This window comes from Acinetobacter sp. CIP A162, from assembly GCF_000367905.1.
In the GTDB taxonomy this organism is placed as follows: domain Bacteria; phylum Pseudomonadota; class Gammaproteobacteria; order Pseudomonadales; family Moraxellaceae; genus Acinetobacter; species Acinetobacter lwoffii.
Map to the genome: position 1 here is coordinate 1,513,887 of NZ_KB849159.1, position 26,099 is coordinate 1,539,985.

29 protein-coding genes are annotated in these 26,099 nt (G+C 43.8%); 16 read left to right on the forward strand and 13 right to left on the reverse strand.

Annotation, left to right across the window (positions count from 1 at the left end; translation table 11 throughout):
- Positions 1 to 42: 42 nt before the first annotated feature.
- On the reverse strand, positions 43 to 2,265 hold the full coding sequence (locus F995_RS13490) for a primosomal protein N' (protein ID WP_004647346.1): 2,223 nt from the start codon (positions 2,263 to 2,265) through the stop codon (positions 43 to 45).
- Between the two features lie 150 nt (positions 2,266 to 2,415).
- Here F995_RS13490 and gspF point away from each other — a divergent pair, with 150 nt between their 5' ends.
- From gspF to F995_RS13505, 3 genes are all read left to right on the forward strand, one after another.
- The gene (gspF, locus tag F995_RS13495; RefSeq protein WP_004278568.1) at positions 2,416 to 3,621 is read left to right on the forward strand and encodes a type II secretion system inner membrane protein GspF; all 1,206 of its coding nucleotides are present in this window, start codon (positions 2,416 to 2,418) and stop codon (positions 3,619 to 3,621) included.
- A 79-nt stretch (positions 3,622 to 3,700) separates the two neighbouring features.
- Positions 3,701 to 4,135 (forward strand): type II secretion system major pseudopilin GspG, encoded by a 435-nt coding sequence (gene gspG, locus F995_RS13500; protein ID WP_004278567.1) that lies wholly within the window; start codon positions 3,701 to 3,703, stop codon positions 4,133 to 4,135.
- 284 nt (positions 4,136 to 4,419) lie between these two features.
- Positions 4,420 to 4,755 carry a hypothetical protein gene (locus F995_RS13505; protein WP_004278566.1) on the forward strand — a complete coding sequence of 112 codons (336 nt, stop codon included), beginning with the start codon at positions 4,420 to 4,422 and terminating at the stop codon, positions 4,753 to 4,755.
- Positions 4,756 to 4,908: 153 nt separating this feature from the next.
- Here F995_RS13505 and lnt read toward each other — a convergent pair whose 3' ends face one another.
- Both lnt and F995_RS13515 read right to left on the reverse strand, forming a co-directional pair.
- Positions 4,909 to 6,468: an apolipoprotein N-acyltransferase gene (gene lnt / locus F995_RS13510; protein ID WP_004278565.1), complete on the reverse strand. Its 1,560-nt coding sequence runs from the start codon at positions 6,466 to 6,468 to the stop codon at positions 4,909 to 4,911.
- Positions 6,465 to 7,304 (reverse strand): HlyC/CorC family transporter, encoded by an 840-nt coding sequence (locus F995_RS13515; protein WP_004278564.1) that lies wholly within the window; start codon positions 7,302 to 7,304, stop codon positions 6,465 to 6,467. The genes lnt and F995_RS13515 overlap by 4 nt, the downstream gene beginning before the upstream one ends.
- A gap of 201 nt (positions 7,305 to 7,505) precedes the next feature.
- Between F995_RS13515 and tusA the strand changes: the two genes are divergently transcribed.
- Together tusA and F995_RS13525 are read left to right on the forward strand one after the other, a co-directional pair.
- Entirely contained in the window at positions 7,506 to 7,763 is a 258-nt protein-coding gene (gene tusA, locus F995_RS13520) for a sulfurtransferase TusA (RefSeq protein WP_004278563.1), read from the forward strand.
- A 103-nt stretch (positions 7,764 to 7,866) separates the two neighbouring features.
- Positions 7,867 to 8,385: a hypothetical protein gene (locus F995_RS13525; RefSeq protein WP_004278562.1), complete on the forward strand. Its 519-nt coding sequence runs from the start codon at positions 7,867 to 7,869 to the stop codon at positions 8,383 to 8,385.
- Between the two features lie 41 nt (positions 8,386 to 8,426).
- On the opposite strand, the gene F995_RS13530 is transcribed toward F995_RS13525, so the two are convergent.
- Complete coding sequence (locus F995_RS13530) at positions 8,427 to 10,139, reverse strand: electron transfer flavoprotein-ubiquinone oxidoreductase (protein ID WP_004278561.1); 1,713 nt, start codon at positions 10,137 to 10,139, stop codon at positions 8,427 to 8,429.
- Positions 10,140 to 10,325: 186 nt separating this feature from the next.
- On the opposite strand from F995_RS13530, the gene F995_RS13535 reads away from it, so the two are divergent.
- The 5 genes from F995_RS13535 to F995_RS13555 all read left to right on the forward strand — a co-directional run bounded on the left by F995_RS13535 (position 10,326) and on the right by F995_RS13555 (position 14,749).
- Positions 10,326 to 10,937: a DUF1285 domain-containing protein gene (locus tag F995_RS13535; RefSeq protein ID WP_004278560.1), complete on the forward strand. Its 612-nt coding sequence runs from the start codon at positions 10,326 to 10,328 to the stop codon at positions 10,935 to 10,937.
- A gap of 48 nt (positions 10,938 to 10,985) precedes the next feature.
- A complete protein-coding gene (murI, locus tag F995_RS13540; protein ID WP_004278559.1) occupies positions 10,986 to 11,858 on the forward strand; it encodes a glutamate racemase in 873 nt (290 codons plus the stop codon).
- 116 nt (positions 11,859 to 11,974) lie between these two features.
- Entirely contained in the window at positions 11,975 to 13,003 is a 1,029-nt protein-coding gene (locus F995_RS13545) for a DUF4062 domain-containing protein (protein WP_004278558.1), read from the forward strand.
- Positions 13,004 to 13,068: 65 nt separating this feature from the next.
- On the forward strand, positions 13,069 to 14,082 hold the full coding sequence (gene hemH / locus F995_RS13550) for a ferrochelatase (RefSeq protein WP_004278557.1): 1,014 nt from the start codon (positions 13,069 to 13,071) through the stop codon (positions 14,080 to 14,082).
- Between the two features lie 22 nt (positions 14,083 to 14,104).
- Positions 14,105 to 14,749: an MBL fold metallo-hydrolase gene (locus tag F995_RS13555; RefSeq protein WP_004278556.1), complete on the forward strand. Its 645-nt coding sequence runs from the start codon at positions 14,105 to 14,107 to the stop codon at positions 14,747 to 14,749.
- Between the two features lie 40 nt (positions 14,750 to 14,789).
- Here F995_RS13555 and F995_RS13560 read toward each other — a convergent pair whose 3' ends face one another.
- Together F995_RS13560 and F995_RS13565 are read right to left on the reverse strand one after the other, a co-directional pair.
- On the reverse strand, positions 14,790 to 14,972 hold the full coding sequence (locus tag F995_RS13560) for a hypothetical protein (RefSeq protein WP_004278555.1): 183 nt from the start codon (positions 14,970 to 14,972) through the stop codon (positions 14,790 to 14,792).
- A gap of 175 nt (positions 14,973 to 15,147) precedes the next feature.
- The gene (locus F995_RS13565) at positions 15,148 to 15,321 is read right to left on the reverse strand and encodes a DNA gyrase inhibitor YacG (protein WP_004278554.1); all 174 of its coding nucleotides are present in this window, start codon (positions 15,319 to 15,321) and stop codon (positions 15,148 to 15,150) included.
- 85 nt (positions 15,322 to 15,406) lie between these two features.
- Here F995_RS13565 and F995_RS13570 point away from each other — a divergent pair, with 85 nt between their 5' ends.
- Complete coding sequence (locus F995_RS13570) at positions 15,407 to 16,051, forward strand: class I SAM-dependent methyltransferase (protein ID WP_171054286.1); 645 nt, start codon at positions 15,407 to 15,409, stop codon at positions 16,049 to 16,051.
- 4 nt (positions 16,052 to 16,055) lie between these two features.
- On the forward strand, positions 16,056 to 17,255 hold the full coding sequence (locus tag F995_RS13575; RefSeq protein WP_004647349.1) for a TIGR03862 family flavoprotein: 1,200 nt from the start codon (positions 16,056 to 16,058) through the stop codon (positions 17,253 to 17,255).
- Between the two features lie 150 nt (positions 17,256 to 17,405).
- On the opposite strand, the gene F995_RS13580 is transcribed toward F995_RS13575, so the two are convergent.
- Both F995_RS13580 and F995_RS13585 read right to left on the reverse strand, forming a co-directional pair.
- Complete coding sequence (locus F995_RS13580; RefSeq protein ID WP_004647351.1) at positions 17,406 to 17,993, reverse strand: hypothetical protein; 588 nt, start codon at positions 17,991 to 17,993, stop codon at positions 17,406 to 17,408.
- 15 nt (positions 17,994 to 18,008) lie between these two features.
- On the reverse strand, positions 18,009 to 18,785 hold the full coding sequence (locus F995_RS13585) for a class I SAM-dependent methyltransferase (protein WP_004278550.1): 777 nt from the start codon (positions 18,783 to 18,785) through the stop codon (positions 18,009 to 18,011).
- A gap of 113 nt (positions 18,786 to 18,898) precedes the next feature.
- Here F995_RS13585 and F995_RS13590 point away from each other — a divergent pair, with 113 nt between their 5' ends.
- From F995_RS13590 to F995_RS13600, 3 genes are all read left to right on the forward strand, one after another.
- Positions 18,899 to 20,170: an alpha/beta fold hydrolase gene (locus F995_RS13590; RefSeq protein ID WP_004647352.1), complete on the forward strand. Its 1,272-nt coding sequence runs from the start codon at positions 18,899 to 18,901 to the stop codon at positions 20,168 to 20,170.
- 125 nt (positions 20,171 to 20,295) lie between these two features.
- Positions 20,296 to 20,493, forward strand: coding sequence for a hypothetical protein (locus F995_RS13595; RefSeq protein ID WP_004647353.1), 198 nt, complete (start codon positions 20,296 to 20,298; stop codon positions 20,491 to 20,493).
- Positions 20,494 to 20,580: 87 nt separating this feature from the next.
- Complete coding sequence (locus tag F995_RS13600; RefSeq protein WP_004278547.1) at positions 20,581 to 21,534, forward strand: 2-hydroxyacid dehydrogenase; 954 nt, start codon at positions 20,581 to 20,583, stop codon at positions 21,532 to 21,534.
- 68 nt (positions 21,535 to 21,602) lie between these two features.
- Here the strand turns inward: F995_RS13600 and F995_RS13605 are convergent, their stop codons facing one another.
- The 4 genes from F995_RS13605 to F995_RS13625 all read right to left on the reverse strand — a co-directional run bounded on the left by F995_RS13605 (position 21,603) and on the right by F995_RS13625 (position 24,254).
- Entirely contained in the window at positions 21,603 to 22,076 is a 474-nt protein-coding gene (locus tag F995_RS13605) for a hypothetical protein (protein ID WP_004278546.1), read from the reverse strand.
- Between the two features lie 229 nt (positions 22,077 to 22,305).
- Entirely contained in the window at positions 22,306 to 22,695 is a 390-nt protein-coding gene (locus F995_RS13610) for a hypothetical protein (RefSeq protein WP_004278545.1), read from the reverse strand.
- Positions 22,696 to 22,960: 265 nt separating this feature from the next.
- A protein-coding gene (locus F995_RS16405; protein WP_115736961.1) for an IS5 family transposase occupies positions 22,961 to 23,783 on the reverse strand; the annotation gives its coding sequence in 2 pieces (ribosomal slippage) (positions 22,961 to 23,401 and positions 23,403 to 23,783; 822 coding nt in all).
- A 39-nt stretch (positions 23,784 to 23,822) separates the two neighbouring features.
- Entirely contained in the window at positions 23,823 to 24,254 is a 432-nt protein-coding gene (locus F995_RS13625) for a Pycsar system effector family protein (protein ID WP_004647355.1), read from the reverse strand.
- A gap of 92 nt (positions 24,255 to 24,346) precedes the next feature.
- On the opposite strand from F995_RS13625, the gene F995_RS13630 reads away from it, so the two are divergent.
- Entirely contained in the window at positions 24,347 to 25,375 is a 1,029-nt protein-coding gene (locus F995_RS13630) for an IS701 family transposase (RefSeq protein ID WP_080591875.1), read from the forward strand.
- Between the two features lie 13 nt (positions 25,376 to 25,388).
- On the opposite strand, the gene F995_RS13635 is transcribed toward F995_RS13630, so the two are convergent.
- A complete protein-coding gene (locus tag F995_RS13635; protein ID WP_004647356.1) occupies positions 25,389 to 26,072 on the reverse strand; it encodes an adenylate/guanylate cyclase domain-containing protein in 684 nt (227 codons plus the stop codon).
- Between the last annotated feature and the right edge of the window lie 27 nt (positions 26,073 to 26,099).

Sequence of the window (26,099 nt, forward strand, 5' to 3'; positions counted from 1 at the left end):
TGCAGTTTCGTATTCCAGATCGATCCTCAGGCGCAATATCTTTTAGCTCAGTTCCTGAGGGTCGATGTCCAGCGTGAGCTTCATGCTAGAAGGTTTGTCCTGCAGCATGTTTTGCCACCAGCTACGCACATAGTAATGCAAACGTGGACGATCCGCTGACAATAGCACCATATGCGACTGATAGCGCCCCGCCTTGCGTTCCATTGGCGCAGGAATCGGTCCCCAGATGTCCAGCTCCAGATCAGGATATTGCCTGAGGAGTGCTGCATGTTTCTGTAAGAATTCGGTATTTTGTGACTGATCCTTGGATTCACAGCGAATCAGGATGGCATAACGATAGGGCGGCATTCTGGCCATCTGCCGTTCTTTTAAGGTTTGCTGGGCAAATACGCGATAATTTTCATTGACCAGGGTATTCAGCAGGGCATGATCAGGTCTGAGGGTCTGTAGGTAAACATCACCCTTATGTTCACCACGGCCTGCGCGGCCTGCCACCTGCACAATCAGTTGTGCAGTCCGTTCAGTAGCACGGAAATCCACACTGAGCAGACCGGAATCGATATCCAGAATCGCCACCAGCGTCACATAAGGAAAATGATGGCCTTTGGCCAGCATCTGGGTGCCAAGCAAAATGGCAGGTTCGCTTTTCTGAATCTTGTCATAGATTTTTTGCCAGCTGCCGACCCGACTGGTGGAATCGCGATCGACCCGAATCACCTCAAAATCCGGAAAGAGCTCATTCAGATGCTCTTCGACTTTGCCGGTGCCCATACCCAGTGTAATCAGTTCCTGATGCTGACATTGTGGGCAGTGTTCCGGCATACGGTGAATAGTACCGCAGTGATGGCAATGTAGATGCTGATAAGGCTGGCGGTGTACAGTGAAGTTGGCATCACAGTGCGGACATTTCGCCTGCCAGCCACAGCTGCCACACAGCAGGACGGGGGCATAGCCACGGCGGTTTAAAAAAATCAGCACCTGTTCTTTTTTCTCCAGGCGCTTTTTGATGTCCTGAATCAATTGCAGGCTAATCCCATGCTTTTTTTGCGCAACTTTTAAATCCAGAATATGGATTTTGGGCATCAAGGCCGTGCCGGCACGCTGGTTCAGCTCCAGTGCCTGCATCTTGCCATGTTGCACCAGCGCATAACTGTCAATGCTTGGTGTGGCTGACCCTAAGATTACCGGACATTGCTGTAAATGGCCGCGGTACAGGGCGACATCGCGGGCATGATAGCGGAAGCCTTCCTGCTGTTTAAAGGACAGGTCATGTTCTTCATCCAGAATGATCAGGCCCAGATTCGGCATCGGGGTATAAATGGCAGAACGTGTACCGAGTACGATTGAGGCTTTGCCGGTTTCTGCCGACTGCCAGGCTTGTAGCCGTTTGGAATCATTCAGCCCGGAATGCAGCAACGCAATATGGCAATGAAAACGGGACTGAAAACGGCTGATGGTTTGCGGCGTCAGGCCGATTTCCGGCACCAGCACCAGCACCTGTTTGCCCTGTTTCAGTACCTGTTCCATGATCTGCAAATACACTTCAGTTTTACCGCTGCCGGTCAGACCATCCAGTAAAAAAGCTTGATATTGATTGCGATATTTTAATACCTGTTCGACTGCATGTTTTTGTTCAGGATTGGCAGTAAGCGGCATTTGTGCCAGCTGCATCGGCTGCGGATTGAAATCTTGTGGCTCCAGCACACAGGCGCAAATCTCTTTTTTCTCCAGCGCTTTTAAGGTCGCGGTTTCAATCCCGGCCATGTTCAGCACATTTTCAGTGGTCCCGACCGGATGCAGTTTTAAAATCCGGTAAGCTTCCTGCTGCTTGTCCGAACGGCGTACTTTGGCCTCGGCATCAGGGTCCAGGAATTTCCAGGTACGGGCCAGCAGGTTATAAGGCTTACCCTGACGCAACAGAGTCGGCAGGGCACTGTGGACGACTTCACCGATCGGAAACTGGTAATACTGCGCTGACCATGTCAACAAACTTAAAACTTTGGCATCTATAATGGCGCGTTCATCGAGCAGTTCGGTTACTGCCTTAAGCTTAAAGCGTGGGTCGAGAGGAGTGTCTGCAGGCAGTTTTTCGATAATCACCCCGACCAGATTCTGCCGACCAAACGATACCAGTACACGTGCGCCAATCTGCGCCTGTTCAAATTGTTCTGCACTCATTGTGTAATCAAAACAATCAAATACATGTACAGGTACAGCAACGCGTACGCGATAAAGTAGACTGGAATCGGTGTGAGAATTTTGCATATCTTGGGGTGGAGATCCTGAAGAAATTTCGTCGTGCTTAAAGTTCGATTATGTTAGAGTGAGCAGATAATTTATATCAAAGAATATGAATGATTTCGGTGGTCTGACGCAACAGCGTTAAGCAAAATTTTGGAAAATTAGAGCATTACAATGCCTGCATATCAGTTTATTGCGCTTGATGCTTCAGGAAAGCAGCAAAAAGGCGTGCTGGAGGGGGATTCTGCACGTCAGATCCGGCAACAATTACGGGATAAAGCACTTATTCCGGTCTCTGTTGATCCTGTCGAAAAAAAAGACCAGCAGCATCGTCGAAAATGGTTTGAAAAAAGCATCACCGCCTACGATCTGGCCCTCATGACCCGGCAGCTATCTGTGCTGGTCGCTGCCGCGATTCCGCTGGAAGAAGCCATCCGCGCCGTCGGCAAGCAAAGCGAAAAAGTGCATGTACAAAACCTGCTGATGTCGGTTCGCTCCAAGGTACTAGAAGGGCATAGTCTGGCGCAGGGTTTGCAGCAATCCGGACGTTTTCCTGAACTGTATATTGCTACGATTGCGGCCGGTGAGCGTTCCGGACATCTGGACCTGATTCTGGATCAGTTGGCTGACTATACCGAAAACCGGTTTGCCATGCAGAAAAAAATTCAGGGTGCAATGGTCTATCCGATTATCCTGATGCTGATGTCCTTTGCGATCGTGATGGGGCTGATGACCTATGTGGTGCCGGATATCGTCAAGACTTTTGATCAGAGTAAAGACGCCTTACCGTGGATTACCGTGGCCTTGATGAAAGCCAGTGATTTTATCCGCATTGCTTGGCCATTTTTATTGATTGGTGGTGCTTTGGGGATTTTCCTGTTGGTCCGGTTTTTAAGAACCACCGCCGGGCATTATGCCTTTGACCGTCTGACCTTAAAATTACCTTTATTCGGCAAATTGTCACGCGGGATTAATGCCGCACGTTTTGCCAGTACCTTATCCATTTTGACCCAGTCTGGCGTGCCGCTGGTCGATGCACTGCGCATTGGTGCTGCAGTCAGTAACAACTGGGTGATCCGTGATGCTGTCAATCTGGCAGCGGAAAAAGTCACTGAAGGTGGCAACCTGGCGACCCAACTGGAACGCAGTGGTTATTTCCCGCCGATGATGGTACAAATGATCAAAAGTGGTGAAGCGTCTGGTGAACTGGACCGCATGTTGGAACGTGCTTCACAGATGCAGGATCGCGAAGTGACCACCCTGATTTCAACTTTACTGGCCTTGCTGGAACCTTTAATGCTGGTATTGATGGCCAGTATTGTTTTGGTGATTGTGATTGCAGTGATGCTGCCAATTGTGAATATGAATAATATGATTTAAACAGAAGCCAGTTAGAATTTTGCTGTGATCAAGATTCAAGTGGAAATTCTGAATGATGCAAATAAATGAGAGAGATTGAATGAAAAGGAATCAATTAAATAAACAGACGGGCTTTACCTTAATCGAAGTCATGGTGGTGATTGTTATTCTCGGTGTGCTTGCTGCGCTGATCGTTCCGAACGTGATGGGACGCGGTGAAAAGGCCAAAGTAGATACCACCGTGATCAAGTTGCAGAGCATTGCAGGTTCACTGGATCAATACAAGCTGGACAATGGCAAGTATCCAAGTATGCAGGAAGGTGGTCTGGATGCACTGGTGAATCAGCCAGCGACTGCAAAAAACTGGGTGCCGGGCGGTTATGTCAAAGGCGGTTTTCCAAAAGACAGCTGGGATAATGAACTGCAATATGTGATTCCGGGCACCGATGGTCGCAGCTTCGATCTGTATTCATTTGGTGCAGATGGTCAATCGGGTGGTGAAGGAACAGATGCCGATATTTATTATCAGCCTTAATTGAGAATCATTATAAATTCTCGATAGATGGCATATATCACTTCACTTAATAGGCTATTTCAATACGAAGTGAAGTGATAATAACTATTAATTATTAAATATAATGTAAGTTATTGATATTTATAATAATGAAATAATAAAAACGATATGCGAGTTATAATAAGAATTATTCCCATATTTATCTATTACAATTCTCGTAAAATATGAATAAACATACACTTTCTATTTATTTAAAAAAGCTCATAATGATCTGAATGGTACTTGACTCGCCAACGGAGAAGCACATGAAAGCATTAATCTTAGGAGATGAAATCAATCAATTTCATTGGTCGATGCTGAAATCTGTTCTTCTGGTTTTAAGCATGCTGCCGATCAGTCAGGGAATCGTCCATTTATGGCAAAGCACCGAAGGCAGCAGCCAGATTATGGTGGCTTTCTTTGCTATCAGTTTGATGAGCAGTTTATTAGCCCTGTGTTTCTGGTCAGCATTAAATGCGAGTGTAATCCGCATTCAAGCCGAACAAGGTTCAGCATTTGAGCAGACATTGGTTAACCTGTATCGTCATGTGCCGATGTTGTCTCTTGCCAGTATGGTGTGTTATCTGGCTATACAGTTTTAAGTTTTAAAGAGATAAAAAACCGAGGCTGTGACCTCGGTTTTTTATTGCCTTGAGTGTTCTTCGCTTTCATAAAGGGAGCTTAGGAGGGATTGATAAGGTGCTATATTCAGGAATCCCCTAAATCCCTCTTTGTAAAAGAGGGACTTGAAGAAATTATCTTCTTGACTTAAAGCTGACATCCACTTTACGTGGACGGAAGCGCCATCCAATAAGCAAAAGCAGAACTGAGAAGATCATCACTGGCCAATCACTGAGTTTCATATACAGCGTTTCGCCCTGCATGGCTGGAAGTTCACCACGTAATACCGCTTCCTGATCCACCGGGGCTTTTTTCACGATGTGGCCATTGTGGTCAATAAAGGCGGTTACACCGGTATTGGTGGCGCGAATAAACCAGCGGCCATTTTCTTTAGCACGCATTTGCACCATTTGCAGATGCTGTAATGGTCCTGCCGTGCCGGTAAACCAGGCATCATTAGACACGGTCACCAGAAAATCACTTTGGCTGGCATTGCGACGGGTCAAATTCGGGTAGGCCACTTCATAACAAATTGCAGAACCCAATGGATGATTTTTCACATTCAATGGTTTTTGATGATCTGCGCCCCGGGTAAAACCACTCATGGAAGGATCATTTTGCAGACCTGGCAAGACCCAGCTCAGCCAGCCTGATAAGGGGATATATTCACCAAAGGGAACCAGTCGTTGCTTCTTGTATAGCCCATCAGATTCATTTCCGCTGGCCATAATGCTATTGTAATATTTTGGATAGCCTGCAGCCTGTGATTCTGCTAAATCCCAATATGGAATGCCGGTCACCCATGCAGTGCCTGATTTTTCAGCTTGTACTTTCATGGCCTCCAGAAAGGCTTCAATATCAGTCTGGAACATGGGAATCGAAGATTCCGGCCAGACGATCAGATCACGGCCCCATTCGGTTCTACTCAAATTGGCATAAATCAATAAGGTCTTCACCTGATATTCAGTTAGCCATTTCAAGTCTTGCGGAATATTGCCCTGAATCAGGGAAACCGTTAAAGGCTTTTGATTTTTTTGCTCAACAAACGTCAGCTGTGCTGCGCCCCAGGCACCGAGTAATAAAACTGCCGAAGGAATGGCCCAGAACAGGCGTCTATTTAGAATTTCAACCAGCGCACAGGCCAGAATGATCACCACGAAAGATACGCCAAACACCCCGAATAAGGGCGCATAAGCATCTAGGTAGCGTTCGGTAAAGGCATAGCCGGCGAATAGCCATGGGAATCCGGTAAAGACCCAGGTCTTGGACCATTCAAACAGCACCCACAGCGGGGCAAAGGTTAAAGGAGTTTCCGGGAAAAAGCGGCGATAGACAAACGTTTGAACGGCACTAAACAGACCCATCACCAGTGCCATAATCAGGATCATTACAACGCTGAGAAATGCACTGGTATCGCCATAGACATGAATCGAGGTATAGAGCCAGAATGCGCCGACAAACCACAAGCCGATCCCATAAGCCCAGCCAATGCCAAAAGCCTGTTTTGCTGTACGTCCGCGCAGGCAGGCATAGAGCAGTGCTGGAGACAGAATGGCCAGCCACCAGTAATGATAGGGGGCTAGTGCCAAACTAAAGATGGCACCTGCGAATAAGGCAATTAAAACAGGATAGATCAGCGGCAACGGTTTTTGCTGTTGATTAGAACTCAACAGCTTATCAAAATACGCTCTCATTGGCGCACGGCTCGAATTAGGTGAATCGAGCGTGAATCTGCCTCAAGAATGGTAAATTGCCAGTTTTCCAGTTCAATGGTCTGACCTTCAAGATCACTTACCAGACCAATTTCCTGTAATAACAAGCCACCCATGGTTTCCACTTCATCATCAGGGAAAGTCGCATCCAGCATATTATTGAAATACTCAATTGGGGTCAGCGCTTGTACCACCCAGGTATTGGCCGTAGTCGGATCATTGTCCGGAACAATGTAGTATGCTTCTTCATCAGCATTGTCATGTTCATCTTCAATTTCACCGACAATTTCTTCCAGAATATCTTCCAGCGTCACCAGACCCGAAGTCGTACCGTATTCATCAATCACCACCGCAATATGCGTCTGGGTATTCTTCAACATGCGCAAAACCTGATCGGAGCGGGCGCTTTCTGGAACAAACAAAGGCTGACGCATAAGCGCGCGAATATCGACTTTGGCCGTCGGTTCAGTTAGAAAAGGCAATAAATCCTTTGCCAACAGAATGCCGACTACATTATCGGTCTGATCGGAAGAAAATACCGGAAAACGTGAATGCGCAGATTCGACCAGCACATGCAGGATATCCAGCAGTTGGTCATCTTCCTGTAAGCTGATCATGGACGTGCGAGGCGTCATGACTTCACGAATTTTGGTTGCCGGGAGGTCAAGAACGCCCTCAAGCATGGCAACAGTATCGGGTTCTAAAAATCGACGTGAATCTTGTACTAATTTTAGCAGTTCGTCGCGAGTTTCGGGTGCAGTTCCCAGCCATTTGCGTAAGCCGCGCATACCCCACGACGGGCCTGATTCCTCGTGCATGATTTTTCCTGAAGACTCTTAATATCTAAAAAAACGTGGTTTTATCATACCGCAGAAAATACGCTTGTCTATTGTAAATATGATGCAGAGTCTTGATCATACGAGTCAGGCCTAATTTTGGAACTGGCCACGTATGCAAAGCAGCAATGTAATCGCAGCTTTATGCTAAAATATGGCGGTCTTTCCATCCTGAGTCTATCGATGTCCCCAACTGAAATTATTCCAAGTCTGCAATTGAATACCCGAGGTTTACGTTGTCCTGAGCCAGTGATGATGTTGCATCAGGCGATCCGTAAATCTAAGGCAGGTGATGTGGTTGAGGTGTTTGCCACGGATAATTCAACGTCGTGGGATATTCCAAAATTCTGTATGCATTTGGGGCATGAGTTGCTATTGCAGGAAGAACGTCTGGATGAAAATGGTAATAAAGAATTTCATTATTTAGTGAAGAAAGGCTAATAAATGAAAAAAATGCATAACTTTAAAGTTATGCATCTTAGTTTAATTAAAAAAATAAAGTATGGTAAATGCTATAATTTTGAAAAGTTGAAAATTATTAATAATGGAAAAATTAAAATACTTAATAGGAATATTTTTCCTTTTACTTGTTAATGTTACTGCCCGAGCTGAAGAAGTTTATGCAGTATCTGAGAATATTCGAGATTTAGATAATATAGAAAATCGTATTTTTAGAGATATAGATTTAATGATTTTTTTGCCCTCTGAAAATGAATGGAAAGCTCTACAAGGAATTGAATATTTATATTGCTCTGTAGTGGCTGATATTTTAGATGATAGAGACAATGCTAAGATTTTTTATAAAGATGGAATGGATTTTTTAGATTTTCATGCTAAAGAATTTGTAAGTGATAAATCTTCAATCAAACGTTCGATGATTTTAGAGAGAGTTGATCATATAGCATCGAAGTATTATTTTTTTGATCAAAAAGAGACTTTTAAAGGAGCACTTTTTGCGACTTTATTTAATAATATTGAAGATACATATGTATCAGTTGGACCTACTAGACACTTAGTAGCTTTAAAATTTAGGTCTTCGTATGAAAGACATTGTAAAAAATAAACCCGCTTTAAAGCGGGTTTATTTTTATCTCATATGAGAGATTACATATTTGGATAGTTCGGACCACCGCCACCTTCCGGTGTCACCCAGGTGATGTTCTGGGAAGGGTCCTTAATGTCACAGGTCTTGCAGTGCACACAGTTGGCTGCATTGATCTGGAAGCGTTTCGAACCGTCATTATTTTCCATGATTTCATAAACACCTGCCGGGCAGTAACGCTGTGCAGGCTCATCCCATTTCGGCAGGTTCACTTCCACCGGAATTGAAGCATCGGTGAGTTTCAGATGCGCTGGCTGGTTTTCTTCATGCACGGTATTCGATACAAACACTGAAGACAGACGGTCAAAGGTCAGCTTGCCATCCGGTTTTGGATAGTTTGGCTTGAAGCTTTCAGCTGCCTGGGTTTTTAGTGCAGCATGGTCTTGAACCAGATCGTGCAGGGTAAATGGCACTTTAAACACGTTCTGGTCGATAAAGTTAAAGGCACCCCCGATCCATTGACCGAACTTGTGCATTGCCGGGCCAAAGTTACGCGAGTTATACAGCTCTTCTTTCAGCCAGCTGTTGTTAAACTTGTCGGTATAAGCAGTCAGTTCTTTGACAAAGAAATCTTCGCCTTCCACTACACGCGCCACCGCCAGATCACCGCCTTTTTCTACACCAGCAGCAATCGCTTCAAACACCGCTTCACCGCAGAGCATGCCGGATTTCATCGCAGTATGTGAACCCTTGATCTTGGCAAAGTTCAGGAAGCCGGCATCATCACCAATCAAAGAACCACCCGGGAAGGTGAATTTTGGTAATGAGTTAAAACCACCTTTGGTCACAGCACGCGCACCATAAGAAATACGCTTACCACCTTCCAGATACTGCTTGATCAATGGATGGGTTTTCCAGCGCTGCATTTCCATGAAGGGATACATATGCGGGTTGGTGTAAGACAGATCTACGATCATGCCCAGAGTCACCTGGTTATTCTCAGCATGGTATAACCACCAGCCACCTGAAGAACCAGTTTCATTTAGTGGCCAGCCGGCACCGTGCATCACCAGACCCGGTTTATGCTTGGCAGGATCGATTTCCCAAAGCTCTTTAATGCCGATACCGTAGTGTTGCGGATCAGCGTCCTTGTCCAGGTTGAACTTCTGGATCAGACGTTTACCTAAGTGACCACGACAGCCTTCAGCGAAAATTGTGTATTTGGCATGCAGTTCATAACCCGGGGTAAAGTTATGCGTTGGTTCGCCATCTTTACCAATACCCATATCACCGGTTTGGATGCCTTTGACTGTACCATCGGCATGATACAGAATTTCAGACGCGGCAAAGCCCGGAAAGATCGACACTTCCAGTTCTTCCGCTTTCTGGCCTAACCAGCGCACCACATTGCCCAGTGAAATGACATAGTTGCCATCGTTATGCATGGTTTTAGGCACCATCCAGTGCGGTGCTTCCTGTGATTTTTCATCTGAAAGCAGGAAGAAGGTTTTATCTTCAGTCACCGGGACATTCAGCGGGGCACCCTGTTCTTTCCAGTCGGGGAACAGCTCGTTCATGGCACGTGGTTCAAGCACAGCACCAGACAGAATATGTGCACCGACTTCGGAGCCTTTTTCTACGACACAAACGGACAAATCGTTTAAGTTGTTTTCAATTGCAAGTTGACGGATTTTGATCGCAGCAGAAAGACCCGCAGGGCCTGCGCCTACGATGACGACGTCAAACTCCATCGATTCACGTTCGATGTGTTCCATGTAGGACTCCTCATATTACTATTCGGTGGCAACCATAATCATATGATTGGGTGCTGCCATAAGTGTTCTTGGTTCCTAGACACAAAAATGCTAGTGTCTTTGATAATCTGGGCTAGTATAGTTTTAAAGCCGGTTTTAGCCAATTGGCTGAAACATATTATTTTTCCGTCATTAAGGTCTTCTTTTATGGATAAGCCAGTACCCAGCACAAATCCGACGAAAAAAGTAACTTATCCCGATGATAAAAATTTAATGGATATCGCACAATACTTAAAAGATGCACAGGGCAGTCACAAAAGGTCAATACCCCCTTTGGAGCAATGGCAGCCAAAGCATTGTGGCACAATGGATCTCAAGGTTTTAGCCAACGGCGAATGGTGGCACGAAGGTCAATTGATCAAGCGTCAGCCGATGATTGACCTGTTTGCAACGGTGCTCTGGAAAGAAAACGATAAATTCTATCTAAAAACACCAGTAGAAATGATTGAAATCGAAGTTGAAGATGAACCTTTATTTGTCAATCAGGTCGATCAGGTTGAGATCAATGGAGTGACTTATCTGCAACTGGGCACAACCACGCAAGACCTGATTATTGTCGATGCTGAACATCCAATCTTTATGCGTGAATACAAAGGTGAGTTGCGGCCTTATGTGCATGTGCGTTTTGGGATTAATGCCCTGATTCAGCGTGCGGCATTTTTACATCTGGTCGAGATGGGAGAGCTTGATGAAAATCCGGCAGGCGAAACCGTTTTAAGTTTGAAAAGTGGTGATTTAGACTTGCATTTGAGCACCTGAGGTTTAAGCTTGATCGCTAGAAATTTCAAACAAGCTACCTGCAACGTTATGAGCGCTATTCAACCAATTTCCCAGTTATTAGACCCGATGCCCAATGCCACGGCAGATGCGCCTATTGGCATTTTTGACTCAGGCGTAGGCGGCTTGTCAGTCGCCCTGGAAATTGCCCGCCATTTGCCTAATGAACGCTTTGTCTATTATGCGGATACTGCGCATGTGCCTTATGGCCCGAGAGATGATCAGGAAATTCGTGCCTTGACGGCTCAGGCGATTGAATGGCTTTATCGTCAAGGTTGTAAAGTTGCGGTGGTGGCTTGTAATACCGCTTCCGCTTTTAGTCTGGATTATTTGCGTGACTATTATGGTGAAAACTTTCCGATTATCGGTTTAGTACCCGCACTTAAACCGGCCGTCCTGAATACCCAGTCGAAAACTGTGGCGGTATTGGCCACGCCTGCAACCTTCCGCGGCCAGCTGATTAAAGATGTCATTTCCCGTTTTGCCGAACCGGCTCAAGTCAAAGTCCTGCCTGTGACCAGTCTGGATCTGGTGCCTTTTGTTGAGGCTGGAGAGCAGATGAGTGCAGCCTGTTTGCAGACATTAAAAGAGATTTTACAACCAGTTGTAGATCAGGGCGCTGATTATTTAGTATTAGGATGTACACATTACCCCTTCCTAAAATCGTCAATTCAGTATATTTTTGGTCAAAAGCTGACATTAATTGACTCAGGATTCGCGGTTGCAAGACAAACGGCCCAAATTTTAATTAAAAATGGGTTATTATTTGAGCATGAGTCTAAAGAAAGCGTGAAAATTGAATTGGTGGTGAGTGGGCAGAATGCTGAACAGCTCCGACCGATTTTGCAGCACCTGATTCCGGCCGATTTAAAATGGCAGGTCAGTAATATGAGTGCAGTTTAAAACTCATTTTTATAATTTAAGAAGAAAGATATTTTGATTGTGGGGTGGCCATATTGGGTAAAGAAGCATGTGATGATGCATTTTTTACCCAAATGTACAGGAGAAGAGGATAGCCCATGCTGGATAAACGGTACCAAGTGTTCATCTCAACCTCTGGGGCAGAAATGCAACCGGAGCGTATCATTCTGTCTCAAACACTGGTAGGAATGGGGTTTTTCTCGTGGGGACTGGAACAGCGTACACCGCTGAATACTGCATTTGCACGCCGCCAGATTGATGACTGTGATTATGTCGTGATTCTGCTGGGAAGCCAGTATGGAGAGCAGTCGGTATCGGGTGTTGGCTATATGCATCTCGAATATATTTATGCAGTGACCAAGCAAAAACCGATTATTGTGTTTATGCATGATGATCCGGCATCACGTGAAAGTGCATTGCATGATGCCAAACCGGAATTACAGGAAAAATTTAAGGAATTCCGTCAACTGTTACAGCAGGAAGTCGATCAGGTCTTTACTTACCGTAGTCTGCGCGATCTGGAAATGGCGGTACGTTTTAACATGCCACAAATGCTGGAGCGCTATCCGGTGACCGGCTGGGTGCGTCCGCAAAATACCCAGGCGCTGCATGACGAGATTGACCAGCTGAAAGCTAAAGTCGCGCAATTGGAACGTGATGGCGGAACTGCAGAAGTTGATCCATTCCTGAGCTTGCCCAAAGTGGCGATGCATGAAGTTTTTTCTTTTGAATACCGGATGCATGCTTATCAGGATGGTAATTTTAAAGAAATCAAAGTTCAGAAAAAACTCACTTGGGCACAATTATTGGCATTGCTGGGTTCAACCTTTGTCAATCCCACACCTGAAGAGTTTTTCTCAAAGCGCATGAATGAATATCTGAATGAAACCGGTTTGCAGGATGCACGGGTGCAGATGCCGCGTGCGCATGCAGTTGCGCGTGCCCAGATGAATATTCGTGCCTTGCATAGTTTAAAAATTCAAATGCGCCAGAATGACTGGATTGTGCCATCCGGTCGTGATGACCGACAGCGCATGCTGTGGCAGATCACGCCAAAAGCGCAAAAGTTGCTGGACAGCAGCTTGCTGGATTTAGATCGCACTTTTCAATATAAGTCAGCGTATTAATCCATAGAGAGAATAAATAAAAAGCTGTTAAAGTACAGGGGTTGATATCCTGACGGACGAACTGAATGTATTCTCCTGCTAAAGCGAAAGTGACGATTATATTGGCAAACTTGGGCACACCAGATGAGCCTACGATTCCAGCGGTACGCCGTTTCCTCAAGCAGTTTTTATCTGATCAGCGTGTGATTGAAATTCCCAAACCGATTTGGCAAATCATTCTGCGCTTATTCATTTTGCCTTTCCGTCCAAAGCGGGTATCACAGGCCTATGCGCAAGTATGGGGACAGGATTCGCCGATGCGTGAAATTCTGTTTGAGCAGGTCGCAGCAGTTAAGACCCATTTAACCCAGCTTTATCCGCAGTTTGAACTGAATGTGATACCTGCTATGACCTATGGCAATCCGAATATTCAGGATGTCTTGGCACAGGTCTCCGCGCAGCCACAGGAACACGTGATTCTATTTCCCCTGTTTCCCCAATATTCAGCCACTTCGACCGCACCTCTATACGATGCTGTGGCGAAATGGGTGGTTAAACAGCGCAATTTACCCGGTTTGACAGTGATCCGGGATTATTATCAACATCCTTTATTTATCCAGTCGCTGGCTCAAAGTGTACGGGACTATCAGGCAATTCATGGTCGGCCAGAGAAATTGTTGATGTCTTTCCACGGTATTCCACAGCCCTATGCTGATAAAGGCGATCCTTATGCCGACCGTTGCCGCATAACTGGCAAGCTGTTGGCTAAAGCCTTGGGTTTAAGCGAAGATCAATATGCGATCAGCTTCCAGTCGCGGTTTGGCAAACAGGAATGGATCAAGCCCTATACCGATGTTTTGCTTGAAGATTGGGCTAAGCAGGGGGTGAAATCAATTCAAGTAATGAGTCCAGCATTTTCCGCGGACTGTCTGGAAACGCTTGAAGAGCTGGCAATCGAAAATGCCGAGACTTTTAAAGCACTCGGCGGTGAAAGCTATAGTTACATTCCGGCATTAAATAGCCGTGAAGATCATTTGCGATTGCTCAATAGTCTGCTTCAGGCTAATCTGGATGCATTGACACAGACACTTACCCATTAACTTGCCCGAGGTTTTTCACCCCATGTTACAAGTCAAAATTGTTCCAGTTACTGCATTTCAGCAAAACTGTTCCATCGTTTGGGATACGGAAACTAAAGAAGCCATTTTGATTGATGCTGGGGGCGAACCTGAAAAACTGAAAACTGAAGTTGAAGCGCTGGGTTTAACGGTTAAAGCCTTGTGGCTCACTCATGGCCATCTGGATCATGCGGGTGCGGTGGGTGCGTTAAAAAAGGCTTGGGATGTACCGGTGATTGGACCGCATAAGGAAGATGCATTCTGGCTCGACATGATTCAGGAAGTTTCTGCACGTTATGGCTTCCCGATTCCGGAAAAAGTCGAAGTGACCCAATGGCTGGAAGGTGGAGAAGTGCTCAAACTCGGCAATGAAGAATTTGAAGTGCGTTTTGCTCCAGGCCATACGCCAGGTCATGTGATGTTCTATAACAAAAATTATGACTTGTTATGGACAGGGGATGTATTGTTTAAAGGTTCAATTGGCCGGACTGATTTCCCGCGTGGCAACCATCAGCAGCTCTTAGATTCCATTCAGAGAGAATGTTTTAGTCTGCCGGATGAAACTCAATTCATTTCAGGACATGGATCGATCAGCACCATTGGTTTTGAAAAGCAGCATAATCCTTTTGTTGCAGGTAAAGCGGGTTAAAAGCGTAAATAAAAGACCAACATAGTTTGGTCTTTTATTTTTATTCTGAAAAGGGATTATTGCGAAGTTGTCGCGTTTGCATGTGTATGAGCCAAGCGGCAAAAGCAAAAAGCACACCCAATACAATAAATAAACTATCTTGTTGGAAAATGCCGACTCCCAAAGAAAGAAGTGCGAGTAGACCGACCCCAATTAATATGACTCTTAAAATAATATAACCCATATTATTGCTCTAAAAATAATGTGAAAATTTAGAGTAGAACAATAATACTAAGGCTTTATGAATGATGTTAATTCGTGTTGCTTTATCTAAGTAATTTTATAAAACTCATATGATTTATTTACTTAATTTCGACAAGATTGTACTTTCGGACATAAGTCTCGACAGGTAAGACATTTTATTCTTCGCTGTTGTCGGCTTGTGGTGCATCCTGGGTAGGCAAACTATATTCCTCATTGGCCCAAGCCCCCAGATCAATCATTTTGCAACGTTCTGAGCAAAAAGGACGGAATTCATTATCTTCCCATGTAGTCAGCTTGCCACAGCGCGGACAGTTTAAAGTGGTAGGCATGACAATAACTCCAAAGAAAAATAAAGGTTCGATTAGGCAAATATAGCCGCACTTGTTAGACTTATGCGGTTTTTATTAGTTTGATCTGATTATGCCGATTCGTCAATTTCAAGCACAGCGTATGCATGCGCCCCGTGATTTTCAAAGCATCAGTCCTGAACCGGTCTGCGTTGAAGTGGGAGCGGGTAAAGGTAAACATGCCTTGTTATTCAGCAAGAACAATCCCGACACTCAACTGATTGCAATTGAACGTACCCGTGAAAAATTTCTGGCGATGCAAAAACAGCATGCTGTTGAGGGTCAAACTAATTTACAAACCGTTCATGCCGATGCTTTACCGTGGATCGTGCATGCACTGTATCCGCAGCAGGTAGAACAATTCTTTATTTTATATCCAAATCCTGAACCGCATAATCCGGCACAGCGCTGGGTCAATATGCCATTTTTTGAGTTTCTGCTTTCCCGCGTGAAAACCGGTGGAACGATTACGCTGGCCAGTAATATTCCTGCCTATATCGAAGAAGCAGAAATACAGGTACAAGAGCTCTGGAAGCTACCTTTTGTCAAAGAAGTGATTGCTGCAGATTCGGCGCGTACCCATTTTGAAATTAAATATCTGGAGCGCGGTGAACTATGCCAGCAACTGATCATCAGCAAGCCTGAAACTTATGTGACACGTTTTGATGATTTCCAGCCTTTGCAAGGGCAGAATGCCACCGTCTCGGAATAATCAGATGAGCAAACGCATTGCTATTGTGGGCGCAGGCCCCGCAGGCTTAATGGCAGCAGAAGTGCTCAGTCAGTTTGATTATGAGCTGCATGTTTATGAGCAAAAACCGTCTGCTGCGCGTAAATTCCTGATGGCAGGCAAAACCGGTCTGAATATTTCCCATGCCGAGCCTGTGCCACAGTTTGTACAACGTTATGATCAGGTGGAGTGGTTGTCACCTTGGATCAAACGCTGGGATGCGCTCTGGATTCAAGACTGGATGAAACAGCTCGGTATTGAGCCTTATATCGGTTCGTCTGGCCGGGTATTTCCCACAGAGATGAAAGCCGCGCCTTTACTGCGTGCCTGGCTCAAGCGGTTGGCCAATCATGGTGTCCAGTTTCATTACCGGCATAAAGTCAGCCAGTTGCAGCAGCAACAACTTGAGCTGCATGATCTGAAAAATAATGAACATCGCACTGAACACTTTGATGCCATTATTCTGGCTTGTGGCGCAGTGTCCTGGTCAGAGTTGGGTAGTGATGGGGCATGGCAAGCTTGGTTAAAGCCGGACGAAATTGAGCCATTTCAAGCCAGTAATGCCGGGGTGGAATATCCGTGGTCTCGGTTTATGCAACCGGTCTTTGGTCAACCTTTAAAGCGGGTTGAGGCATGGTTAGGGCAAGGTGAAAAGACCGTTGGCGATATCGTAATTAGCCATTACGGTCTGGAAAGTGGCCTGATCTATAAGCAGGGTCGGGGTTTACGCGAGCAACTAAAACAGGGGCAGCCGATGCAGCTGCATCTGGACCTCTTCCCAAATCAAAGCATGGAACAGCTTGCGCAAAAATTACAGCCAAGTAAGAAGCAGTCTTTAACTAATGTCTGGCGTAAAGCTGGATTGGACGGTGCCAAGGCGGCCTTAGTACGGGAATTGGTAGCCAAAGCGGTATGGCAAGATGCTGCTGAATTAGCCAAAAAAATTAAACATTTGACCCTTCCACTCACAGGTTTTCGCCCGATTGAAGAGGCGATTAGCTGTGCAGGTGGTGTCAAGCGTGAAGTGTTGTCAGAACAGCTACAATTGAAATCTAACCCACATGTATTTCTTTGCGGAGAAATGCTGGACTGGGATGCACCGACCGGCGGTTATCTACTGACAGCCTGTTTTGCCACAGGGCGTGCAGTGGGTGAAGGTGTGCATCAGTTTCTGACAGCAGATTAAGTCATTTTATAGCTAGGATGATCTAGTATTTATACTGAATGCAGACTCAACAGATCCGGCCTTGTTCATTCACGCTGTTTTAAAGCTGCCAGTTCAGCTTAGATTATTTTTGTATTTTATCTAAGCTGTGTGCCAATCTAGCATCCTAGACTATTCCTTCACTTGCCGGGAAGCTGGTTCTTTCTTGGCGAGATCCGGATATTGCGAACGCCAGCGTTCCAGTTGTTCTTGGGCGTGTAGATATTTCCCTAGACCTTTGACATTCTCACTGGCTTCATTCACGGGTGTAGCTTGAGTCTTGGGAGTATTGAGTAATTTGTCCTGATGTTCCCAGTATTGATACATTAAGCCCTGAATATAACGGCCCTGTTCGGTTTTCAGTTCTAAAGCCTTCAACATATTCAATGCTGACTGGACATGATCACGCTGACGTTGCTGGACAAATTCTTCTGTCATATTTTCATCATCGCGCATGCTGTTTAATTCTTTTTCCAGGTCGCTGCTCATTTCCTGAAAGCGCTGTTCATAATCCGTCAATGCAGCAATATCATGTGGATCATCGGCAGTTTTAGGGAAGTCTTTCAGTGGCTCGGTTTTCAGTTCCTGCATGACTTGATCTGAAGCCGTATTATCTGTTGTCGCTTCAGTCGGAGTTTCGGTCGTTTTCTGGTCACATGCCATCAACAGCATGGCCGCAGCGAACAACAGCGTTCGTGTCATTCCTGGTATTTTATGCATGATCGCCTCCTGTTTTTAATTACTTTTCTTGAACACATAGATATGGGTGACATAAGGAAAGTCGATCATTTCCTCTGCGCTTTTGGCTGTATATTGCTGGATGATCTGTTCAAATTGTTGTTTTAACTGTGCCTGCTGCTGTTCAGGCATGGCTGCAATAAAACTAGTCGAGAGCAGCCGCTTGGATACCACCTGCTCGACACTGCCATGCTGTTGCTGGGTCATTGTGGTTTCTGCATAGGGCTGAAATAGCGTTTGCTGTGCAAAGACCTCGCGCCAGGTGCCGCTATGATAGCGCGGCGTATCGCCTTCCAAGGGGGCAATACAATCGGCCAAGGCCTGAACCCAGTCGATCCGAGTATCGCGCTGATTCCAAATTAACACCAGATAACCCTGCGGTTTGAGTACCCGATCTAATTCTTGTAAGGTAGCAGAATCGGCAAACCAGTGAAATGACTGTGCACAAAATACCGCATTCAGGCTATGATCGGGCAGGGGAAGTTGATGGCTAACACCTTCAAGAGCATGAATGTCCGGATGCGCCTGTTTTAATTGAGCCAGCATTTCCGGGACAGGATCAATCGCGATAATGTGCTTACTGAGCGGGCGTAAATAGGGGATAAACTTGCCAGTTCCACTACCCAAATCCAAAAGATGCGCATCTGCAGGCAAAGCCAGCGTTTCACTCAGCCATTGGCTGATTTCTGCCGGATAATCGGGACGCACTTGCTGATAGAGCTCAGCCGACGCACTAAAACCCCGTTTTGCTGCCGGATGTAATGATTGTGTCATATTTTGCGCTTTTTAATCTTTTTGATCGATATAAAATAGCATATTCACTTTTTTGACAGCGTTCATTGACTGAATTGTTGTGGAAGGGTTCGATTTACCAGCACGGGAAAGTTATGGACAAGCAGATTGTTTTTGAAGATGAACATATACGCGCGATTTTTATGCCGGGATCTTCTTCAGAACTGATTTTTTCATTTGGCGATTTGATTACCCGTGCCAAGGGCCTCAACATCAATGCAGAAAAGTCACTGGCGAAATTCGAGTTTAATGTGCTTGGTATTATGCCCAAGCATAAATCCTGGTTTCCGCAAGGTTCCATGTGGAACATGTTGCAAGCCATCGCAGATCTAATTGCGCCGTTTCAGCAGCGTATTGCGTATGGCGGTTCGATGGGTGGCTATGCCGCGATTAAATATTCCCATGCCTTGGGTGTGCAACGGGTGGTGGCGATGGTGCCGCAATACTCGATTGATCCGGAAGATGTACACGATGCCCGCTACAACATGTTCTATCAGCCAGAGCTGAATGCAAATATGCGGGTTGCGGCCGAAGATATCGATAATGCCTGCGAATATATTATTGTCTATGATCCTTACTGTGCTGAAGATCGTGCCCATTATCTGAAATTAGAGGCACTAATCCCACATCATCATGTGCTGCATCTACCTTTTACCGGACATGATGCGATCGCAGTTTTGGCCAGTTCCGAATTGCTCTATGACTTTTTGGTACATGAATATGAGCCAAGCTATTTCTACCAGAAAATGCGCCGGGTCAAGAAAAACAGTAAGTTTTATTATCGCAAGGTGATTGAAAATGTCTTGCCACGACACCGTATGGCCTTGGGACACATTCTGAGAAATAACGATCTGCAACTGGATAACCAGTTTTTTGATGCCAGCCAGAAACAGGTGATTTTGCGGGAACTGTTACGCAATAAACAGGTCGATCAGCATGACCTGCTCAAGCTCGGCATTCATGTGAATTTGCCGCAGGAAAATCGTCAGTTGCTGTTGGACCAGTATGGACATGGTCTGGTATTTAATGTCATCAGCCATAAAATCGAAAGTTATGCAGAAGGTGCAATTGCCCTGAACCATAAATTCCTGATTCCGATTTATGCCAAAGGTAATGGTTTATTGAGCATTAACCTGAATGATGAACGTTATCTGGTGGTGATGAATGACCGGCACATCATGAAACTGATCAAGGAACAGGATGAACTCAGTCTGGGCATGCACCCGATTTTAATGAAGCGTTATAGCGATTTTTATATGTTTAGCTATAAGCAGCTGAATCTGAGTACCAATGAGTATGGTGCTGCTGCTTTTATCGACGCTAGTGACAAAAATACGCAGTTTGTGACGCACAGTGAGATAAATTAACTAAAAATTTTTATAAAAAACAATTACTTGAGTTGTGATGGGCTTGGCATAATATAGAGATAAGCGGTATAAATAATAAACCAATTATATCGTTCCCGATGGTTGAAACGAAGAAGGGGATCTCTATGATGCAAGTGACTCGGATGATGCAAGTATGTTTTATCTTCGGTTTGGTTCTACCTAATCTGGCGCATGCAGAAACTGTGCATCCTGCAGTGATCATGGTCAGTGCGTCCATCATCTTTATGATTATTCTGTCCGTGTATGTGGTGTATCGAATCCGCAAGTCACTACGTAATCATATGGATAAACCGCTGGATTAAGCTTCAGGCTGGAAACAGGTTGAAAAGACTCAATGACTTGTTTTAAATGACAGACATAAATTGTCAAACAGGATTGAGGGAACAGCCATGAAAGCCGTTTATTTAGACTATGCTTCTTTAGACCAGCAGGATTTGGACTTTCAGGCACTGCATGCAGCATTTGATCCACTGGTTTTGTATCCGGCGACCTCGGCTGTCGAGATTGCATCCCGTGTAGCCGATGTCGATGTCATCATTACGAATAAGGTGATGATCGATGCAGCTACGATTCAGCAATGCCCTCAACTCAAACTCATTTTAATCTCTGCAACCGGCACCAATAATGTCGACCTTGAGGCGGCCAAAGCGCAAGGGATCGTCGTGTGTAACTGTCAGGCTTATGGCACTTCGGCAGTCGCGCAGCATACCATCATGTTGATGCTCAATCTGGCGACTTCATTCCTGTCTTATCAACGTGCATTAGAACAAGGCGAATGGCAAAAAGCCAGTCAGTTCTGTTTGCTGGATGCGCCAATTGTCGAGCTGGCCGGAAAAACATTGGGCATTGTGGGTTATGGCGAACTGGGCCATGCGGTGGCGAAACTGGCCGAAGCCTTTGGCATGAAAGTGCTTATTGCCGCGCTGCCAAATCGTCCGGCGGATGCATCTCGTGCGCCATTTGCCGAGCTACTTCCTCAAGTCGATTTTTTAACTTTGCATTGTCCACTCACTGAAGATACCCACCATTTAATCAGTCATACTGAGCTGGATGCAATGAAAAGCAGCGCATTTTTAATTAACTGTGCGCGTGGCGGAATTGTCGATGAAGCGGCATTGGCTGAGGCTCTGCGTGCAGGCAAGATTGCCGGTGCAGCGACAGATGTACTCACGGTAGAGCCACCGAAACAGGGCAATGTGCTGCTCGACTCTACGATTCCCAACCTGATTGTGACACCGCATAATGCCTGGGGCAGTGTCGATGCACGGCAACGTATTGTGGATCAGATGGTGGAAAATGTAGCAGCATTTAAACAAGGTCAGCCGATTCGACAGGTCAATTGATAGATCGCGTTAATACAAGATAATAGTTTTATTTTCTAAAAATAAAAAAAGCCCATCACGGGCTTTTTTTATAAATCGGTTACCGCATAACTGGTAGCTGATCCTGACTGGGGTTGAGTCTGTGGTGTATTTGGGTTTTGCGTCGCACTCGACTGGCTTAAAGGCTGCTGCACGATAGGTGCCTGTTGTGAATTTCCACGCCAGACTTCTTTGGTCTGCTGGATTTTCTGACCGGTTTGCTGGGCTGCCTGAGTTGCACCCTGATCTACTTTTTGCAGTGTATCAGAGGTTGCAGATTTGGTATTGCTCCAGGCCCGGTCTACCCCCGGCTTGATTTTGGCAATGCCTTTTTCCGTTGCTTCACCGACTTTCTCAGCGGTATTAATCACGCCTTCCTGTGCTTTATAAGCAAAGACATGCAGCAGGTTCGGATTTTCACCATAAGGCTTAACCGGTTTAGCAGACTGAGTCGTGGTTTGTGCGAATGCTGGAATAGAAAGCATTAAAGCTGTCGTTAAAATAATTGGGGTTTTGATATTCATTATGGATCGACCTCGAATTCGTCTAAGTGCGGTCTGAGTTTGTTTTTCAGTGTAACGGATAATGGGTCAAAAACAATGAATATCCTGTGAAGAGTGCAGAGCTTTCAGGTTGATCTGTGCCGAAATATTGTAATTTTTAAAGAAAGGGCAGTAGAAATTAGCCCAAGTGTCGAATTGATTTTTAGCAAAATAAAAGCCCTGTTCTTAGACTAGAAACAAGGCGATTTTTTTAGTCACATTGTGTCAGGGCATCTTTGGCGAAATGTTCGCGTAAGCTGACAAAGTTCTTTTGTACGCCTGCATCGTGCAGGTCAAATTTTTGTGCAGTGCTAGTACCGTCGCGCTGGAAAGTCGCTGAGCCGGCATCGATTAGAGTCATGCCTTTAAATGACCATTGTTCAATGACACGGTTATTGCCAATATCGCCGGTGAATTCAATCACGCATTTGTCGAGGAATTTGGTCAGTTTTGCCTTGTTGTTGGTCGTGGCTGGAACCACTTCGAGGTTTTGGACTTCCTGTAAGACGCCAACCTGAAGCTGTGGGATTTTGGGTGCAGATGTACAAGCTGTAACTGCGATACTCGCAAGACCAGTCAGAATGAGGGTTTTAAATTTCATATGATTCTTTCTTGTTGAGTGTTGTTAGATTGAGTATAGGAAATATAAAGTGAAATGCCTATAACAAATAGTCTAAATATTGTTTTGGTTGAAGATGTTGAATATCTTGATTTACGACATCAATTTTCTTCATATTAGGGGCAGATAGAAAGCTTATAGACCCCACTATAATAAGCACAAAAATTAATACTATTGCATGGCGTAAGCGGAAAATTTTTAGATCACGAATGTAGATTAACTTTAAATAGATCTCTTGCGAAAGTCGTTATTGCAAGTTCATCCGGTTTACCAGTGCAGCGATTAAGTTAATGCGTAAACCGAATCTTTTCCGTCTATTTCGATAGCGTTCACTTAGTATTCTAAATCTTTTCAATTGACTGTTAATATGTTCGATTACAACTCGTATTTTTCCAATCATTTTATTGTAATTTTTCTCAGCATCAAATAAGGGTAAATTCTTCTTTTTCTTTATTGGCATCAATAATTTAAAGCCATCTTGCTCTAACCCATAGTACCCTAAATCGGTCATAACATAGTCACAATGTTTGAATTTCTTAACTGTTTTTCTTGCCAATTTAATATCATGCTGACTGCCAGACGATATATCTACTCCTATGATTTGTTTGCTCTTCGGATGATAGATCACTTGGGCTTTTAACGTATGTTTCTTCTTTTTACCACTGTAGAACTTACTCTGATTTTTTTTTCGGGCGTTCTATTAAACATTCTGTCGCATCAATAATTACCCAGTTAAATTGTTCGTCTGCTGTGGTAATGCTTCGTTTTGGCAGGGTAAAACGTCTTGATTTCATTAATGCATCTTCAACCTTTTTAATAGTTCGATTCACATTACTTTCAGCGATATGGTAATTTGCCGCCAATTCCAATTGGGTGTTGTAGCTCCGTAAGTAATTGAGTGTTAATAATAATTTATCCTCTATAGCTAAAGTATGAGGACGCCCTAATTTCTTTTTAAGTGATTCTGCTTCTTTTAAAACTTCGACCATTTCACTAAAAACTGCTCGAGGTACACCAACCAAGCGCTGGAATTCAGAATCTGAAAAACGATTTAATTTCTGATATTTCATGAAATCTATATTGAGGCAGTTTTTACTTTCGCAAGAGGTCTAATGTTCATAAGCTAATTCTTTTGAAATATCTAGAGAGGTGTCTTCAATTTCATTTTTGTAGTCTTGGACAGATTTTGTGGCAAAGTTCTTTGTTCGCCAAAAAATATTTAATAATTTGAAGTTAAATAAACCACCGCCAAAATATAGCCCTTTTTGATTTGTATTATCTGAAATATGCTTACTAGGATTATCTATTGCGGAGAGTGCTAAAAGTAAAATAAGAACGGTTGCTAGCCACATTACAAAAATTATGGCTGCTAAAGCATGCTGCCACCAAAACTCGTTAATTGTTAAATATTTGAAAATTTCTCTTATTTGAGGAAAAGGAACAATTAAACCTGCTAATAAAGCCCCAATTTTAAAATCTATAGCACGAATATTTTGTTGGGTGTCTTGGATAGCTGAATGAAGAAAATCAAGTTTATCCATTGGCTTGAACCCATGTATTCATCAATATATTTATAATAGGACTTACGCATTGACGGATTTAAAAAAGTCTCAAACTACTTTATAACGTATCTGTGATCAGACGAACTAAACATGCTTCTACAGCAACTTGTACATTACCCATTTATATGGGCTTTCTCATGACAGAACCAAACTCTATTAGCTGCACACAACTTGCCGAGACTTATAATATCTCGCATGACAGTGTAAATCGCTTTTTGGAGCGTGAAGACTACACAGCTCACGATCTATATCAAGAAGCAATTCAACACATTGATAATAATAAACTTATAGTCAGTATTGATGATACTGTTTTAGATAAGCCATATAGTCAACATATGGACTTAGTTAGCTATTTTTGGTCAGGTAAACACCACCGATCCGTCAAGGGTATTAATCTCATTACCTTGTATGCGACAGATCAACATGGCAAAAATATTCCAATTAATTTTCGAATTTATGATAAGTCAGAAAGTAAAACCAAGAATGATTACTTTATGGAGATGTTAAGTGAAGTACTCGATTGGGGTGCAAAGATTCAATTCATTACAGGTGATAGTTGGTATTCATCGACTGAAAATCTAAAAACCATAAGAAAACATGGTATTCGATTTATGTTTGGTGTCGACAGTAACCGTAAGGTTTCCCCTGAAAAAGGACAATGGTTTCAACTCCGTTTATTGCCGAATTTTCATCAGGGTCAAGTGGTCTGGCTCAAAGATGTTGGCTTTGTACAATTATTTAAGACTCAGTTAAAAGAACAGCAGAGATTTTATATTGTGCATCAAGATGAAGATGATTTATTGTCCTTTGATGGTTTTTATGAATTACATTCAAGTCATTGGAAAATAGAACAATATCATCGAGTAATTAAACAGGTTTGTCATATTGAAAAGTTTCAAGTAAGACGATCCAAGCTGATTTTGAATCATATTTTCTCAGCCTTGATGGCCTATGTTGAGATACAAAAGAACCAGTTTGAGCGGATCTTTGAAAATGTATATCGTTGGCAGAAGAAATTATTTAGACCAATTATCAAGAACTTTATTGATGAATTTATTCTCGATAAGAATCATCTGCTGCCACAGAAAATCTATAAATAATAGTGCGTAAGTCCTATATAACATCACACTCATAGAAATCCGTATAAGGTACTTTGTCACATAGCTTTTTATTGTCATCATTTAAATTTTGGTGAAATACATCAGAAAGAATGATTGGTTTGCGCCATCCTTTGTTTGCATTATTGCAATAGTGAGCTGTTTTTCCAATTAGTTCGCCGATCCAAGTAACTTCATTGATACCACTACCTTTATAGCCAGCTTTTATAACTAAAGCTTGTCCATAATGAAGCCCCATACCAACTTTAAGCTGAGTATAATTTTTTTTCTTAAGTTTTATATTTAAAGTATGAATTAGTGAATTAGCTTTAGCAGCGGTAGTAAATACCTCATTAATTTGGACAGTTGTTTCTGTATTGAATACCCCCCAAACACAATCACCTTCAATATAAATTTGCTGGATATTTTGATTACCGTTAAGGAGCGCAACCAATTCAGAAATATAGGCTCTATATATTTTTGCTAAAACTTTCTTTTGATGTTGAGTAGCTAGGTCTTTTGAACCACGTAGATCAATAAATAAAGCAGAGCAATTTATATGATAGCCGTTGGTGTATGTTAGATCATCTATACCAGGTACTTTATTACTCTCTTGATAATTATTATCTGAAGAGTCTAATATTTCATCAATTCTTTCACGGCTTTTTTCAAAATCATATGATTTGTAATTTGCTTGCATTTTTTATTCATTCATTAAAAACCCCAC